At 58.7% G+C, this 16,274-nt stretch carries 12 protein-coding genes and 1 pseudogene; 10 read left to right on the top strand and 3 right to left on the bottom strand.

What is annotated here, in order from left to right:
• Positions 1–2: 2 nt before the first annotated feature.
• Positions 3–167, top strand: coding sequence for a hypothetical protein (locus QE432_RS09235; RefSeq protein WP_306623957.1), 165 nt, complete (start codon positions 3–5; stop codon positions 165–167).
• Positions 168–325: 158 nt separating this feature from the next.
• Here QE432_RS09235 and QE432_RS09230 read toward each other — a convergent pair.
• A pseudogene (locus tag QE432_RS09230) lies at positions 326–749 on the bottom strand (DUF1612 domain-containing protein); the annotation flags it as partial.
• Between the two features lie 777 nt (positions 750–1,526).
• Here QE432_RS09230 and QE432_RS09225 point away from each other — a divergent pair.
• Positions 1,527–2,735, top strand: a complete 1,209-nt coding sequence (locus QE432_RS09225) for an MFS transporter (RefSeq protein WP_306623881.1) — start codon at positions 1,527–1,529, stop codon at positions 2,733–2,735.
• Between the two features lie 100 nt (positions 2,736–2,835).
• On the opposite strand, the gene QE432_RS09220 is transcribed toward QE432_RS09225, so the two are convergent.
• On the bottom strand, positions 2,836–3,924 hold the full coding sequence (locus QE432_RS09220) for a hypothetical protein (RefSeq protein ID WP_035199154.1): 1,089 nt from the start codon (positions 3,922–3,924) through the stop codon (positions 2,836–2,838).
• A gap of 347 nt (positions 3,925–4,271) precedes the next feature.
• Between QE432_RS09220 and QE432_RS09215 the strand changes: the two genes are divergently transcribed.
• The 8 genes from QE432_RS09215 (at position 4,272) to QE432_RS09180 (ending at position 12,887) form a co-directional block, all read left to right on the top strand.
• Complete coding sequence (locus tag QE432_RS09215; protein ID WP_306623879.1) at positions 4,272–4,715, top strand: hypothetical protein; 444 nt, start codon at positions 4,272–4,274, stop codon at positions 4,713–4,715.
• Positions 4,716–4,838: 123 nt separating this feature from the next.
• Positions 4,839–5,348: a cytochrome P460 family protein gene (locus QE432_RS09210; RefSeq protein WP_306623877.1), complete on the top strand. Its 510-nt coding sequence runs from the start codon at positions 4,839–4,841 to the stop codon at positions 5,346–5,348.
• 183 nt (positions 5,349–5,531) lie between these two features.
• Positions 5,532–7,286: a cytochrome c biogenesis protein DipZ gene (locus tag QE432_RS09205; RefSeq protein ID WP_306623875.1), complete on the top strand. Its 1,755-nt coding sequence runs from the start codon at positions 5,532–5,534 to the stop codon at positions 7,284–7,286.
• A 46-nt stretch (positions 7,287–7,332) separates the two neighbouring features.
• Positions 7,333–8,091, top strand: coding sequence for an alpha/beta hydrolase (locus QE432_RS09200; protein ID WP_306623873.1), 759 nt, complete (start codon positions 7,333–7,335; stop codon positions 8,089–8,091).
• Positions 8,092–8,292: 201 nt separating this feature from the next.
• The gene (locus tag QE432_RS09195; protein WP_306623871.1) at positions 8,293–9,339 is read left to right on the top strand and encodes an alpha/beta fold hydrolase; all 1,047 of its coding nucleotides are present in this window, start codon (positions 8,293–8,295) and stop codon (positions 9,337–9,339) included.
• A gap of 95 nt (positions 9,340–9,434) precedes the next feature.
• On the top strand, positions 9,435–10,175 hold the full coding sequence (locus QE432_RS09190) for a response regulator (RefSeq protein WP_003508322.1): 741 nt from the start codon (positions 9,435–9,437) through the stop codon (positions 10,173–10,175).
• Positions 10,172–11,488, top strand: coding sequence for an ATP-binding protein (locus QE432_RS09185; protein WP_306623868.1), 1,317 nt, complete (start codon positions 10,172–10,174; stop codon positions 11,486–11,488). The genes QE432_RS09190 and QE432_RS09185 overlap by 4 nt, the downstream gene beginning before the upstream one ends.
• Before the next feature lie 185 nt (positions 11,489–11,673).
• A protein-coding gene (locus tag QE432_RS09180) for an IS3-like element IS426 family transposase (protein WP_112354636.1) occupies positions 11,674–12,887 on the top strand; the annotation gives its coding sequence in 2 pieces (ribosomal slippage) (positions 11,674–12,010 and positions 12,010–12,887; 1,215 coding nt in all).
• 479 nt (positions 12,888–13,366) lie between these two features.
• Here the strand turns inward: QE432_RS09180 and QE432_RS09170 are convergent.
• Positions 13,367–15,730, bottom strand: coding sequence for a hypothetical protein (locus tag QE432_RS09170; RefSeq protein WP_306623866.1), 2,364 nt, complete (start codon positions 15,728–15,730; stop codon positions 13,367–13,369).
• Positions 15,731–16,274: the final 544 nt, after the last annotated feature.

The following is a 16,274-nucleotide window of genomic DNA, read 5'->3' as shown; positions in this document are numbered from 1 at the left end:
TCGTGAGACAGAAACTGCAGGATCAAGGTTGGCGAGTCTTCGTCATCTGGGAGTGCAAGACCGACAGTCCAAAGAAAGCAGAGTTGGCAGCCAAGGAGCTGGCTTGCCTGCTTCTCAACAAAACCACGAAGTTCTGGGTGCAGGACGTCAGTAGCGCCTCGCAATAACAGGTTCAATTTGGCCTGCCTAACAGCACTTTTCAGGAACAGGACCGTGTGCGGTCTGTTTGATGGCAATGCTAAAAAAAACGAGGCGGGCAATCTGGCGGTTTGGCCCTACCCGATCGGGCCAGTACGCCGGCAAACACGCAGACGTGTTTCAGCCCTCACGTCCAAATCCTTCCCCGCCCGGTCACCTTCCTGAGCCCGAGCTCCATCACCATCCGCCGCACCGCCTGATGCTAGACGACCAGCGTCTCCGCCACCATCCCGGCAGACACCAATGGCTTCACCATGATCAACTCAATGAGATCCGGTAACCTTGACGACGTTCGTCGTCCCACGATTTTCCGCTCCATCATCGTCCGGGCCAGCGCCAGCCGGTCGTGCTCTTTAAAGCCGATTTCGTCGGCCGCCAGCAGTCCATGGGCGATCGCCAGCAGCCGTGTGTGTCGCGGTTGCGATGCAGACGGCGATCGACCGGAATGATCTTGAAGCCAACATTGACCGCCACCAAGTGAGCACCGGTGACAGTGCCTCTCTGGCACAACAGTGCCGCGGCCAGCAGCGGCCGAGCCAGAGGGCGTGTTGTGACCCAGGGGCAATATTTACGTTGAAAAACTGTCCGGTATCAAATTGGAATCGCGTCCGGTTAATTCTCGGAATTTACACTACACGCCCATTTACGAGACCCAGCTCTGGGAACCGAGGCATTCTCCGATAGAATGGTGTGGAGAAGACCTCAGTTTTATGCCATCGCTGTGGGCCGCGCGCTACGGTTCTATCGGCGATTTCAATTCGATTGTTTCGGATCAGCCTGCACCATTGAGGTTGAACCGGACCGACGGTGTGCTACGCAGTTTGCGGTACGAGGATTGAGCGCACCGTATACCCGGCCGGACAAGGTCGGTGTTGCCTCGTATTGCTCCATCAACTTCATTCGTGTGATCCGAGGAGATACGGCTATCGCGCTTCTGAGGAACTTTTTGCCGTATCAGTCTTTGCGCTGTCTGCCTGCCAACAGGCGCCGCTGGCGAAATCGCAGCCGCTTGATGTTGAAAAGGTGGTTTCCCATAGCGGCAAGCCGCGCTGCCATGATCAGAATGTCACCGCGCTTTATGCGATGTGTTTTGACCGCGAAATAGCCATGGGCAGACGATGTGAAAATGATCGAGGCCGCATTTAGGGCCCGAAAGCGGTAATCCGCGCTAAAACTTCTCCTGATCTCAGCTCAAAAACTGCGCACATGCGCCGCCGGACATTGTGCAACGCACAATTTTCGGAGGAATAGGTATGAAATTCGGATTTTTAGATACATATCATCCGAAAAAATTCGGTTAAAACTCTCCCAACGCAAGGAGAGACACCATGACGGACACGACATCAGAATTTGATGGGTCAACGATTGGCCTGGAGGCCGCAGAGGAACCCGCTTGGACCGCCGCAACCTGGTTTGCGGTTCTTTCGATGGCGGCCACCAGCTTTGCGCTCGTATCGGCCGAGTTTCTGCCAGCGGGATTGTTGACGCCCATGGCGCGCGATCTCGGTATTACCGAGGGTACGGCGGGACAGGTTGTCACCGCGACGGCCTCAGTAGGTGCTGTGACCGCGTTGCTGAGCAATGTTCTCATCGGCAAACTGAACCGCAAGACCGTGCTTGTTGGGCTTAGTGCGCTGGCGATCGGCTCCAACATTCTGGCATCAGTTGCTGCCGATTTCTGGCTATTGCTGGTGGGCCGGGCTGGACTGGGTATCGCGCTCAGCGGTTTCTGGGCACTTTCGGTTGCTGTCGTGGCGCGGCTCGTTGGCGCGAATTCGACCGGGCGCGGCATGGCTATCGTCACACTCGGCGTTTCACTCGCCACCATTGCGGCTCCCTCCATGGGCGCCTTGATCAGCGACTGGGTGGGATGGCGCATTGCCATGTCGATGACGGCGGGGCTTGCCGTCATTGCCATGCTGCTACAAATATTCAGCCTGCCCTCGCTGCCGGCAAGTACAAGCAACAGTCTTTCCGATGTTTTCCGGTTGACGCGGCGGCGCAGCGTTCAGCTGGGGATGCTGGCAATCCTGTTGCTGATGACGGGGCATTTTGCCGGTTCGGTCTATGTGCGTCCCTTCCTCGAACAGGTGACGCTGCTTGGGACCACGCCGATTGCTCTCGCCCTGCTCGGCTTTGGCGTCGCGTCCGTGATAGGCAATGTGCTGGGGGGCCGCATGGCGGACACCAGCATCCGCCTCGCACTCATCGTTACCGCCGCCCTGATGGCATTTGCAACAATCGCCCTCGTCCTATGGGGTGTTGATAGCAGCGCCGCATTCGCGCTCGTCGCGCTCTGGGGCCTTGCCTTTGGCATGGCGCCCGTGGTGCTGCCGACCAACCTTTCCCGCGGCGCACCCGATGCGCTGGAAGCGGCAGGCAGCCTGATGGTTGTTTCTTTCCAGGTGGCTATCAGTATCGGGGCGGTTGTCGGCGGCTATATCGTAGATTCCTACGGTGCCACTGCGCCGCTGGCGCTGACCGCGATCCTGGCTGCATCCACGGTAGCACTTGCCTTGCTGCAGCGTCGCGATTGACCCTGTCCGTGACGGCAGATACCTAAAACGAAAGTCCTGCCCGGAATTTGGTCCGGGCAGGACATTTGTGAAAAGCAGATTTATCTTGCCGTCGCTCTGGTTACTTGCGGTAGGAAAGACCACCCCAGATACGGCCTTCGTCTCTGTGTCGGCCACCGTGTACTGCGCCGATATAAGCAGCGGCAGCGGAAACGAGTGCGGAAGCGGCCAGCAGGAAAGCGGTCAGAATGCCTGCGACGCGCGCTTTTTCTGCGGCATCCGCAGCCTTGGCCTTGGCATCGTCCAACGCCTTCTGCGCCTCAGCCTTCAGGGTTTCGACCTGCTTCTGCGCTTCATCGACCTTCTTCTGCGCTTCCGCCCTGACGGCCTGCACGCGTTCAACCGTCTGGTTTACGCGCGTTTGCGCGTCCGTCTGGCTGATGTTTGTGCGGGCAGCGACCTGGTTGGCAAGCCATGTCTTATCGGCATCAGATATCTCGCCGGTTGCAAGAAGATTGCCGAGGATGCCGCTGATCTGGCGCTGATAATCGCCGGCGCTCTGGTCACCCGTCAGAGGGGCGGCGGGCGCATCGGTTCTCAAAAGACTATCCGTGAAATAGTCGATTGGATTGGCTTTCAGGCCCTGCGGAAGCATCTGCTCGATGCTGGGCGCTGCAGCCTGACCGGCGCCTTGCGCCAGACCACCGGCCGCACTGCCAGCTCCGGAAATAATGCCACCCGCCAGTTGACCGGCACCCTGAACGGCGCCGCCGACCGCCGAACCCGTTGCCTCAACCGCGGTCTGCGCCACGCTGCCGACAGCCTTGGCACCACCGGACAGCACGCCGAGCGCGAGGAACGCCGAGACGACCGTGCCGAGACCCCACACGACCAGGCCATTCACACCATCGCGGACGGTCAGTTCGTTCCTGTCGGCAGCGCCGGCAGGCCGACGCATGCGGCCGGCAATATAGCCACCCAGCATGTAGGAGCCGACCATGGAAATGATGACGAAGAGCGCGGTTATGATGAGCCAGACTGTGCTGACCTCACCACCATTGTCCGCCGAGATTGAACTCAGGCCCAGGCCGCCCGCAAATGCGGTGAGAATGGCCATGGCGCCCGAGGAAATGACTGCACCGGCGAAAATCGCTGGCCAATCCACATAGCTGCGGTTTGGATTCGTTTCGATACCCGTTGGATCAACCATCAGCGTAGCCCCAACAATGAGAGGATGAACAGGACGACGACGACGAGGCCGACTAGATAGATGATGGAATTCATGCGATCTCCTCCGAATGGACGATCAATCCTCCGCGTAGCGGCGATTATATGCAGTGAGACATGCGAGCTGATTGCTCCTTCACCAAACTCGCCGCGCTCCAAAAAGTTTCACGACTTCTCGTCGCTTCGGAATGATTTTGCGCAATTCCGCCGGCGAGGTGACGAAAGAAATGTGCTCGTGGTCGGCAAAGAGAGGTCGCCGAACGCAGGCAAGCAGCATGACCAGCCAGACACAAGCCACCCGAACCAGATTGCGACGGAAGGAGATATACAATGTCTGCAATCGATCGAATTGGCTCCACCGCCTCACTTTACATACGCCCGCGGCCACAGGAGGTTTCCCAGGCCGTGCCCGATCCCACACCCGAACGGTCGGCATCGTTGATCGGAGGGGGCGCCGCGCCTTCGCTCTCCTCCAATCTTGCCAACGCGCTCTGGTCACTCCGGGGGCAAGAGGGCGGAATAGAAGAGACGCCGCTTGAGGGCGGCGGCACAGGCTCCGATGAGGACGAGCTAAGCCGCTGGGCAAATATGAGCCTTGGCGAGAAAATCCGGGCCCAATATCTGGAGGCTCGGGGATTGTCCGAAGGCGACCTTGCCGCCATGCCGCCCGACGAAAGGAAGGCCATAGAGGACGAGATCCAGAAGGCGATAAGGGTCGCGATGGAAGCTCCAAAAGAGGATGACGTGAGCGTGCTCGCGGGCCTTCAAGCGTGACATGCCTCCGGGGGCACTGCGCAGCGCTACGATTTGATACATAAATGCGGGTTTCAGGAAACATGCCGGATACCTGCGGGACAGATCATTGCCTGATCTATTTCGGATCAGGCAGGATTTCCCATGAAGAGGCAGATTTTCTTCGCCGTCGCCCTATCGGGTGCGGCAGCAGGTTTTGGAACCGTTTATTCGAGCTCAGCGGACACGCCGCCGGAGCTTGCCTCTCCCATCTATGGCGTCACGCTTCCTGAAGGATATCGTGACTGGAAGTTCATCGCGCCCGCGCAGGAAGCGCCGCCGCTGGACGAGCTTCGCGCTGTTCTGGCAAACGATGTCGCCGTCGACGCCTACAAGAGCGGAACCCTGCCCTTTCCCGACGGCTCGATACTGGTGAAGCTCGCCTATAAGCGGCAGCAATCCACGGAGTTTCCGCCGGCCACGGTTCCGGGCGCGGCGACCACAGTGCAGGTGATGGTGAAAGACTCCATGAAATATGCCGCCAGCCACGGCTGGGGCTTCGGGCGGTTTGTCAACGGCAAGCCGGTGGACGCCGCCCAGCATGAGACGTGCCTCTCCTGCCACGAGGGCAACGTCAAGGACCATGATTTCGTCTTCACGCGATATGCACCGTAACCGATGCCGGGGCTTGGGCGATTTCGCTTTCACGACTGTTCGCCGAACGGCGGCCTCTACACTCGATTACAAATTCACCGAAGCCCCGACACATCAGGGATACGTGGGGCCGGGAGATTGGCGCCATCGCCGGGTCGCCTTCGCCGCCCGGAGCCCCGAACTCCTGCCTGAAAGGACACGATGATGACGTTTCTGGTCATTGCCTATCTCGGAGGGGCGCTGACAATTCTCAGCCCCTGTATCCTGCCCATCCTTCCCTTCGTTTTTGCGCGGGCGGGGCAACCGTTTCTGCGCAGCACGCTGCCCCTGCTTACGGGAATGGCGGCAACCTTTTGCGCCGTCGCGACGCTGGCGGCGGTGGGCGGTAGCTGGGCAATCAGCGCCAATGAATATGGCCGACTCGTGGCTCTTGCGCTGCTTGCGATCTTCGGTGTCGGCCTGATTTCGCCCCGCGCGGCCAGCATCATCACCCGCCCGGTCGTTGAACTCGGTAACCGGCTCGCCAATGCCGCCGGCAAGCCCGGGTCAGTACCGACGATTGCGGGCTCGCTGATACTCGGCATCGCCACCGGCCTTTTATGGGCACCCTGCGCGGGACCAATCCTCGGGCTTGTCCTGACGGGGGCGGCCCTGAAGGGGGCCAATCTGGAAACGAGCCTGCTGCTTGCCGCCTATGCCGCCGGGGCTGCTACCTCCCTTGCCGTCGCCATTCTCGTCGGCGGCAGGGTATTTGCGGGTATGAAGCGGTCTCTGGGTTTCAGCGAGCGGGTCCGCCAAGTGCTTGGCGCGGCGGTGCTTGCCGGCGTCACGGTCATCGCGCTCGGTCTGGATACAGGTCTCCTGTCGCAGATTTCCTATGCGAGCACGGCATCCTTCGAACAGCAGGTGGTCGATCGGCTCCACACCGCCAAAGCGCCTGAAGCGGCGACCGCGGCAGGCGCCAGCGCCAGCGCTGCCGCGGCCCGGTCAGAGCTGCCGGTTGAGGGCAAGGCTCCATCCCTCGACGGCGCCGTCGAGTGGCTCAATTCGCCGCCGCTCACGCTCGAGCAATTGCGTGGCAAGGTCGTCCTCATCGACTTCTGGACCTATTCCTGCATCAACTGCATCCGCACCATTCCCTATGTGCGGGCCTGGGCAGACAAATACCGCGATCAGGGCCTCGTCGTCATCGGTGTCCACGCCCCCGAATTCGCCTTTGAAAAGAAGATCGACAATGTCAGGCAGGCCGTCGCCGGCTTCAAGATCGATTACCCGGTGGCAATCGATAATGATTACAAGATCTGGCGCGCCTTTGATAACAGCTATTGGCCGGCGCATTACCTGATCGATGCCAAGGGCCAGATCCGCTACCACCATTTCGGCGAGGGCAACTACCGGCAGACGGAAGAGGCGATCCAGGACCTGCTGCGTGAAGCCGGCAGTAGCGCTTCCTCCAGCGCACCGGTGAGTCCGGAGGCGACAGGGGCTGAAGCCGGTGCGGATATCAGGCACATGCGCTCCGGCGAAACCTATATCGGCTACCGACAGGCTGACAATTTCGCATCGAACGAGGCGGTGCGCGCGGACACGCCGCGCGACTACTCCATCACGACGCCTTCTCTCAACGAATGGGGACTTTCCGGTACCTGGACGGTTGGCGCGGAGGCGGCCACACTTGATGCGGCTGATGGCGGCATAACCTACCGCTTCAGCGCCCGTGACCTGCATCTGGTCCTTGGACCGGCAAGCGCCGGAAAACCGGTTCGTTTCCAGGTCACCGTCGACGGGCATCCGCCGGGCGCAGATCACGGCGCCGACACGGACGCCGAAGGCAACGGCGTTGTTACCTCAACCCGTCTTTACCAGCTCGTCCGCCAGTCCGGCACCGTCGAAGCGAAAACCTTTGCAATCCGCTTCCTCGACCCCGGCGTGCAGGCCTACGCCTTCACGTTCGGCTGAACCTGCATTTTCCTTCCCTTTCCCATCAAACCAAAGGAAAAACATGATGCACCCTCGTCTCATGCCAAAATTCGCGATTGCCGTCGCAACCGTACTGATCGCTTTTGCCGCACAGGCGGCAGAGGTGAAGAATATCGTCATAGTCCATGGCGCGCTGGCCGATGGTTCGGCCTGGCGCCGGGCGACAGAGGTCCTTCAAAGCCGCGGTTTCAACGTCACGATCGTGCAGGAGCCCATCACCTCGCTTGCCGATGATGTGGCGGCCACCAACCGTGTCCTCGATCTCCAGCAGGGCCCGAGCCTGCTCGTCGGACACAGCTACGGCGGCATGGTAATTTCGGAAGCCGGTAACCGGCCGGATGTGGCCGGGCTGGTCTATGTCGCCGCCTTCCAGCCGACGAAGGGAGAGAGCCTTCTCGACCTCGCCGGCTCCAAACCGCCGGCCGGCAACGGCATCAAACCGACGAAGGATGGCGCGTTCCTTTATCTCGATCCGGCCGTCTTTGGACAAGATTTCGCCGGCGATCTGCCGCGTGAGGAAGCGGCCTTCATGGCAAGAAGTCAGGTCTTCGCCGCCAAGGCCGCCTTTGCCGCCAAGGCCGACGAACCAGCTTGGAAAACAAAGAAAAGCTGGTCGATCGTCGCAACGCAGGACAGGTCGATCAACCCCGATCTCGAGCGTGACATGGCAAAGCGCGCCGGCAGCGCGGTGACCGAAATTGCGGCAAGCCATGCAGTCTTTGCCTCCCAGCCCGATAAGGTTGCAGACGTCATCGAACAGGCCGCCCGGCAATCCTCAAAGTAAGCGCACCTCCGTAAGATCAAATGCAGCCGCCCCGGATGTCGGGGCGGCTGTTTGCGTTGGAAGGGCGAGCCAAATGTATCAGTCTGTATCCGGAATGCGCCCTGCTACAAAACCATTCACAGTCGCCTCCCTTGGGACACATCGAGGATACACGCACCCTGTTACCTGCCCGGCATCCAACACGGACAGGAGAGACAGCAAATGACTTCCGAGATCAATTTCCAGCGCCGCCGCTTCTTTGGCATTGCCGCAATGACGGTTGCCGCCGTCGAAATCGGGGCCGCAGGCCTTGCTCATGCCAAGGGCGAAGCGCCTTCGCCTCAGCCGTCAACCGGACGCGACGGAGCCACCTCCTTTAGCGCCCTGAAGCAGGTCGAAGCAGGTGTACTCAGCGTCGGTTACGCAGAAGCTGGCCCCGCAGACGGCCCGGTCGTGCTGCTGTTGCACGGATGGCCCTATGACATCTACAGCTATGTCGATGTCGCGCCCATCCTTGCATCGGCTGGATATCGGGTACTCATCCCCTATCTGCGGGGATATGGCACGACCCGTTTTCTCTCGGACGACACGGCACGCAACGGACAGCAGGCGGCGCTTGCGGTCGACATGATTGCCTTTCTCGACGCACTCGGCGTCAAACAGGCCGTCGTGGCCGGTTATGACTGGGGCGCTCGCACCGCCGACATCATGGCCGCACTCTGGCCCGAGCGTTGCACCGGGCTCGTGTCGGTCAGCGGCTATCTCATCGGCAGTCAGGAAATCAATAGAAAACCACTTCCGCCCAAGGCGGAACTTTCGTGGTGGTATCAGTTCTATTTCGCGACGGAACGCGGCCGTGCGGGTTACGCAGCGAACACCCGCGACTTCGTGCGCCTGATCTGGCAGACGGCATCTCCGACCTGGAAATTCAGTGACGAGACCTTCAATCGTTCGGCCCCCGCATTCGACAATCCCGACCATGTGGCCATCACCATCCATAACTACCGCTGGCGGCTTGCACTGGCCGACGGGGAAGCCAAGTACGATAATTACGAGCGCCAGCTTGCGAAACTTCCCGTCATCACCGTGCCGACGATAACATTGGAAGGCGACGCCAACGGTGCTCCGCATCCAGACCCTTCCGCCTATGCATCGAAGTTTTCCGGCAAATACCAGCACCGCAACATCAGCGGCGGCATAGGCCATAACCTTCCGCAGGAAGCACCAGAGGCTTTTGCCAGGGCTGTTCTGGACGTCGAAAAGCTTTAAACTTGCCGAAGCCCGCGAACCGTTGTCTTACTGCATGTGACAGCGGGGCGCGCGGTAGCGGGCCACTCGAACCGTCCGGACGACGAAGGCATTCAATGGACCATATCGACCATATTCTCGTCGTGGACGACGACAGGGAAATCCGGGAGCTGGTCTCCAGCTACCTGAAGAAGAACGGCCTGCGTACGAGCGTGGCGGCCGATGGACGGCAGATGAGAAGTTTTCTCGACGGCAATACCGTCGATCTCATCGTGCTAGACGTGATGATGCCTGGCGATGACGGGCTAGTTTTATGCCGTGAGCTGCGGGCGGGGAAACACAAAGCCACGCCGGTGCTGATGCTGACGGCACGCGATGACGAGATGGATCGCATTATCGGGCTCGAAATGGGCGCTGACGACTATCTGTCGAAGCCCTTCGCTGCCCGTGAGCTTCTTGCGCGGATCAAAGCCATCCTGCGCCGCACGCGGATGCTACCTCCCAATCTGCAGATCAGCGAGGCCGGGCAGCTCCTGACCTTTGGTGAGTGGCGCCTCGACACGGTGGGCCGTCACCTGCTCGACAGGGAGGGCACGACCGTGGCCTTGAGCGGCGCTGAATACCGGCTCCTCAGGGTCTTCATCGATCATCCCCAGCGCGTCCTCAACCGGGATCAGCTGTTAAATCTCACTCAGGGCCGCGATGCCGAACTTTTCGACCGGTCGATCGATCTTCTCGTAAGCCGCGTGCGCCAAAGGCTGGGGGATGACGCGCGCGAACCCGTCTACATCAAGACGGTGCGGGCGGAAGGCTATGTCTTTGCGGTGCCCGTGGAGATTTCGGAGCCGAGGATATGAACGGCCCACGCCTGCTCGCCGGCTGGTGGCCGCGCTCGTTGCGGTCCAGACTTTTCATCATCCTGTTTGCGGGCCTCGCCATTGCCTACGGCCTGTCGTTCAGCATCCTCTTTGCCGAACGATATATGTCGGCAAAGGCGGTCATGCTCGGCACTCTGGAGCAAGATCTGGCGGTATCGATCGCCATCATCGACCGCCTGCCTGCGGAAGAGCGGGCGCAATGGGTCCATCGCCTGAGCCGCAGCAATTATCAGCTCGTCCTCGGCCCCGGTCTTCCCGGCGTTTCCGACATGACCGGCCGCGGTGCTGAAATTGCGCAGAGGATCGAGGAAGCCGCAGGACACCGTTTTCCCGTCAGGGTCGAGTCCATTCCCGGCGACGGCAAGCGGCTTCAGGCGCATCTGACGCTGTCGGACGGGTCGCCCCTGACAATCGACGTAACACCGCGCGGCGTGATGCCCCTGGCGGAATGGCTGCCTTATGTCTTCGCCGCGCAGATGGCGCTTCTCCTCCTCTGCACCTGGTTTGCAGTGCGACAGACGACCAGACCGCTCAGCGCGCTGGCTGCGGCAGCCGAAGCGCTGGATCCTGGGGAAAAGGGGTTGCCGATGAGTGAGAGTGGCCCAAGCGAAGTTGTCCACGCCGCCCGCGCGTTCAACGCCATGCGCGATCGCGTCGCGCAATATCTCGAGGAGCGTGTCCAGATTCTTGCGGCGATCTCGCACGACCTGCAGACGCCCATCACCCGGATGCGGTTGCGGGCCGATATGGCAGACGATACGCCGGAAAAGGAAAAGCTGGTCAGTGACCTGCGTGAAATCGAACGCCTGGTGCAGGATGGGATCGCTTACGCACGCAGCGCTCACGGCAATGGCGAGAAATCCTCCCGTATCGATCTGGCTTCTTTCATCGACAGCATCGCCTACGACTATCAGGATACCGGAAAAGCCGTAACAGTTGCCGGCATGGTGCGCGGCACCGCGTCGACAAAGCCACATGCATTGCGAAGAATCCTGACGAACTTCATAGATAACGCCCTCAAATTCGCCGGCAGCGCCGAAATTAAAGTGGACCGGCGTGGTGAAGGCACCGTGGTCATCACGGTGCTCGATCGGGGGCCGGGCATCCCCGACGAGATGCTGCAAAATGCCATGCAGCCCTTCTTCCGGATTGAAACATCGAGAAACCGCGACACAGGCGGAACAGGTCTCGGACTGGCGATCGCGCAGCAACTCGCCGGAACGATCGGCGGCTCGGTTCGCCTCTATAACAGGCAGGGCGGCGGGCTTGCGGCCGAGGTGGCCTTTCCCTGACAGGGATGCGGGTCGACGATAACTACTGGCGACCTGTAGCCGTATTCTTCTACGGCCGCGTGTTCGCAACGGTTTTATTTGGGTTGTGATGTTCGCGCCGCTATTTTACGGCTGAACTGCCCCCCATTTCGACCGGACAGTCGGCATAAGCAGAAAGGCTCAAGCACAGGCTTGGGTATAGGCTTATGTCTAACGACTATCGACACGTTGAATTGCTGACGGGTGATGTTCGCCGCAGGCGGTGGACAACCGAGCAAAAGCTGACAATCATTGAGCAGAGTTTCGAACCCGGCGAGACGGTATCTTCGACCGCTCGCCGTCATGGCGTCGCGCCCAATTTGCTTTATCGGTGGCGCAGGCTCTTGAGCGAGGGAGGTGCTGCAGCCGTGGATTCTGACGAGCCGGTTGTCGGAAATTCGGAAGTGAAGAAACTGGAGGATCGCGTCCGGGAGTTGGAGCGCATGCTCGGTCGCAAGACGATGGAGGTCGAAATCCTCCGCGAAGCCCTTTCCAAAGCGGACTCAAAAAAACGGATATCGCGGCCGATCTTGTTGCCGAAGGACGGTTCGCGATGAAGGCCGTCGCAGACACGCTGGGCGTCTCCCGTTCCAACCTCATCGAGCGGCTGAAAGGCAGATCAAAGCCGCGTGGGCCATACAACAAGGCCGAGGATGCAGAGCTTCTGCCCGCCATCCGCAGGCTGGTGGATCAAAGGCCAACCTATGGCTATCGGCGGATCGCCGCGCTCCTCAATCGCGAAAGGCGAGCCGCCGATCAGCCTGTCGTCAACGCCAAACGGGTCCATCGCATCATGGGTAACCACGCCATGCTACTGGAGAAGCACACAGCCGTTCGCAAGGGCCGCCTCCACGATGGCAAGGTCATGGTCATGCGCTCCAACCTGCGCTGGTGCTCGGACGGCCTGGAGTTCGCCTGCTGGAATGGCGAGGTCATTCGTCTCGCCTTCATCATCGACGCCTTCGACCGGGAGATCATCGCTTGGACGGCGCTCGCCAATGCCGGAATATCCGGCTCGGACGTCCGCGACATGATGCTGGAGGCGGTCGAGAAACGCTTCCATGCAACCCGAGCCCCGAATGCTATCGAGCATCTGTCTGACAATGGTTCAGCCTATACGGCGCGGGACACGAGGCTGTTTGCGCAAGCACTCAATCTAACGCCCTGCTTCACGCCGGTCGCCAGCCCGCAGTCGAACGGCATGTCGGAAGCCTTCGTCAAAACGTTGAAGCGGGACTATATTCGGATATCAGCTCTACCGGACGCCCAAACAGCGCTCCGGCTCATCGACGGATGGATTGAGGACTACAACGAAATCCATCCCCATTCCGCGCTCAAGATGGCTTCCCCTCGGCAGTTCATCAGGGCTAAATCAATCTAGCCGACTTGTCCGGTGAAATGGGGTGCACTCCAACGGCGCAACATGTTGGGCGATAATTCCTTAGGTTATAGCCGCCCTCGCCAGTCCTGCAAGGTTGTATTTATCTGCTATTTGACTGGAAATTCACGGTCGTCGCCGACTTCTTCGAAAGTGTGCAACTTCCAAAGTCAGCCGGGCGCTAGTGGCACATCATCTTGGACACTTGGAAAGCAAGCATTCCATAGAGGTGAAAAATCGCCTCGTCCAGCCTTCAACCGATTAGGGTTCGTTTGCGGAAGGGGGCGAAATCCTGCGCTAAGGCTTTGGCCAAAGATATTCGCAGGTGAGATTGATGTGTTCCCAACCGAGCGGGCGCGTCACGGGCCATTCGATCGGGTGATAACGGATTTCAGGCCCGTTTCTGCTTGGCGACGACTTCGCCGAGCTTCATGGTTTTCAAGAAGACGATGATGGCGGCGAGCAGGTTACCGCACAATCGCTCAGTTCAAATCTGCCGGCAACTCAAACCATCGGCCCAGTCCCTGTACCCAACTCACGGAGAAATCGTTGTGGCCAACGAGATGAAGGAGCCGGTTCGCATCAACCCAACTATCACCAAATTGTTTCGCCCATTCGTCGCCCCACCAGTTCATGACCTGCATAACTGGAATGCATTCGGTAGGTGCGTCTCTGGCGCAGGCGTTGGCCGTTGCTACAAAAGTCCAAGCATGGCCCAGTTTGCAGCGCCCGTAAGCAGCGGCCAAATCTGGACAAAACCCCAACGCGGGCATCAAATCCCTACGAATGAGCGATTGGAGAACGGGCACGAGCTTTCCTGGCTCTTTTAGATCCTTTACGTTACTTGGCCACGTATACGCATGTCGGCGATCAAATGCTCCGCCCGAGGAATTGCCTAGTGACGCCTCGGCACAACTTTCGTCGACGAGGATTCGAAAAAGAGCAACAGGGAATGTCAGAGATCGAACGGGATCCTCCCTAAAAACGTCTCTGACTTGATCGATCGAAATCGTTACCCCTAAAAGAGCTTTGATCTTCGATTGGAAGCTTTTCTCCGATTTGATCCTTTTTTCGCCCTTCGATGTCAAATGCTTGGCGAGGTTGGTCTCAAAATATTGTTGAAACTGTTCGAAGTTTTTCCGCTTGTTCGCAAATGTCGCAGGTGTCGCCGAAAGTATGTCAGATTGTCTGACGCAGGACGCTTTCAGCGTATTACCCCACTTCAACGCCTCAAAAGTCGCCTCAACCTGATCCCCGACCTCCTGCACCTTGCCATATCGCCATGCTGTGGGGGTCGCTATGACAGAGACCTGCTGTTCGATCGGAAGAGTTTGACAATTGCGAGTTCCCTTCTCCCAACAGGTCAGCTGGTCCAACTGCGCACTTGCGGCTGCCGAGTAGCAAATTCCAATTACGCCCTGGGTGCGAGCAGGCGGCACTGTTTTTAAGGAAAGGATAGATTCCCTGTCGATTTGGTACTTATCGAAGTCCACTTTCAAACCATTCAGAGTGCGGAGTGCATCAAGCGTTCTCACCGTTTCGGCCGCCAGTTGTTCTGGTGTAGATTGGCGCGGATCTTCGTGGATGCGTGCAAATTCAGCGGCAAGCGCCGATCGGTCGGGTGCGGTGCCGATCAAAGTCTCAGTATCGATATCATCGTTGACGCCCGGGACGTTTTCCCAACTTTTGCGCCCATATCCCTGAAACCAGGTTATGCTGTAATATGGAAGCGGTGCGAACTTAAGTTTAGCGGCGAGAGGCTCAAAATTGACCCATCCGTCGCGGTGGTCAGACTGCCATTGGTTACCGAAAGCATTCACAACGCGAATGGCTCTTACACACGTGGCGTTATCGCTCTCACAGAACCGACCCGTGCCGGTAATGGCAAAACTCGCTGTTTTGTCACACCCTCCTCGTCCGTCATGCTTTCCCAGGCAGAATTCAAGTGTAGGGACGAAATCGTCTTTCACGAGAGCCTCTATAAGAGGGAAAACTTTTTCATCTAGAGCGCCTGCCGGCATGGTCCGTGCGGGCCACTTCATTGAAAGTAGCTGCTGCTCTTCCAGCGCTACGAAATTCGCCATACCGGCATCTGAGCACTCCGATGTGAAGTCGATGTACATATCGGACATGGAAGACCAGTTGCGTGATGAAGAAGAATCCTGGGGGCTCCATTGAAACAAAGCTTCCGCAATTTCTAGTAAGGCAACTACTCTTTGCTGTTGCGGAATTTTTTCTCGGTCCCACCCCACTTTGGCTTCGTCAATCTTCTGTGTGTACTCTTCGAGCCGCATCCGCTGATCGATTGGAGTACCTTCGGGTCGGAAAACTGGGTTCGGCTTAACGCAAGCCCACGTCGGAACCGCAAGACTGGACCGGCTTGCCATCAAATGGGCGGGCCAAGCGGGTCTGTTTTCCGCTGGTAGCGCGAAAAACGAAAACATCGTTGCGTCATTGGCCTCTGTCTTCGCTGTTGTGTCGTAGTCTTGCAGCGATCCAGCAACTAGGAATGGGGGTACTTGCTTAGCGACAGGAAGATTGGAACAATCAACGTTGTTCAATATCTTACACCGCAGTTGATCGAGTTGGGCAGCTACCGCGACCGCACCCGAAATGTTAAACGCACCAGCTGGTTTGTTCGCTGGTGGAGCGGTCCGAAGCTGCATCAGCTCGCTAGGGCTCATACGATTGAGATCTATCCCGGGTGCCAAGTTGGAGAGCGACTGGTTCGTTTCCGAGAGTATTTCCTTAAGACTGACTCGGGACGATCCTGTCTCTGCCCCTGAGCCTTGAGAAGCCAACGAACAAATGGCCGTAGCCAGAAATATCTTCTTCACTCGGCCCATCAACGTACATCCTTCGACTTTTCTCTGACATCACGACATGGCCGCTTCTCGACGAAACCGTTTCAGCTTCGTCACTGCCAAACTTCTTCTGCGGCCATTCCGGCGAATGGAACTACGGAGGTTCTGAAGAATACTCTACGAAGACGCTTCCCGGTACTGGCTCAGGATTAGAGGATATAGGAACAGATCCTGGTATCAACGGTTGTGGTTCAAGAAAATGTGGTCCTGAAACACTGTGGAGTGATGAGGTGGACGGCCTCCACACACCTCCCCTGTTCATTGCACCGGTCCTGTTAATCCCCTTCTGATCCTCAAGCCGCTCGGCGCTCGTCTTTCTGGCTTGAAAAAGCCGCTTTTTAACCGTGACTGCGGCGATCGTCGCGGGTTTTGGTGTAATGCAGAACATGCTACGCTGGTCAACAGGTAAGCAGTTCAGGGCCGCCGACCTGCCCACCGCAGAACTCCCACCAAAATATCGAAAAGGTGGCGTCTGAAGGCCAGTAACAACGATACTTTTCGATACAGTTTTGCAGTTTCCGGAAAC

This window comes from Agrobacterium sp. SORGH_AS_0745 (assembly GCF_030818995.1).
Classification (GTDB): Bacteria; Pseudomonadota; Alphaproteobacteria; order Rhizobiales; family Rhizobiaceae; genus Agrobacterium; species Agrobacterium tumefaciens.
The sequence above is the reverse complement of the archived record's forward strand: the minus strand, read 5'-3'. Positions and strand labels throughout refer to the sequence as shown.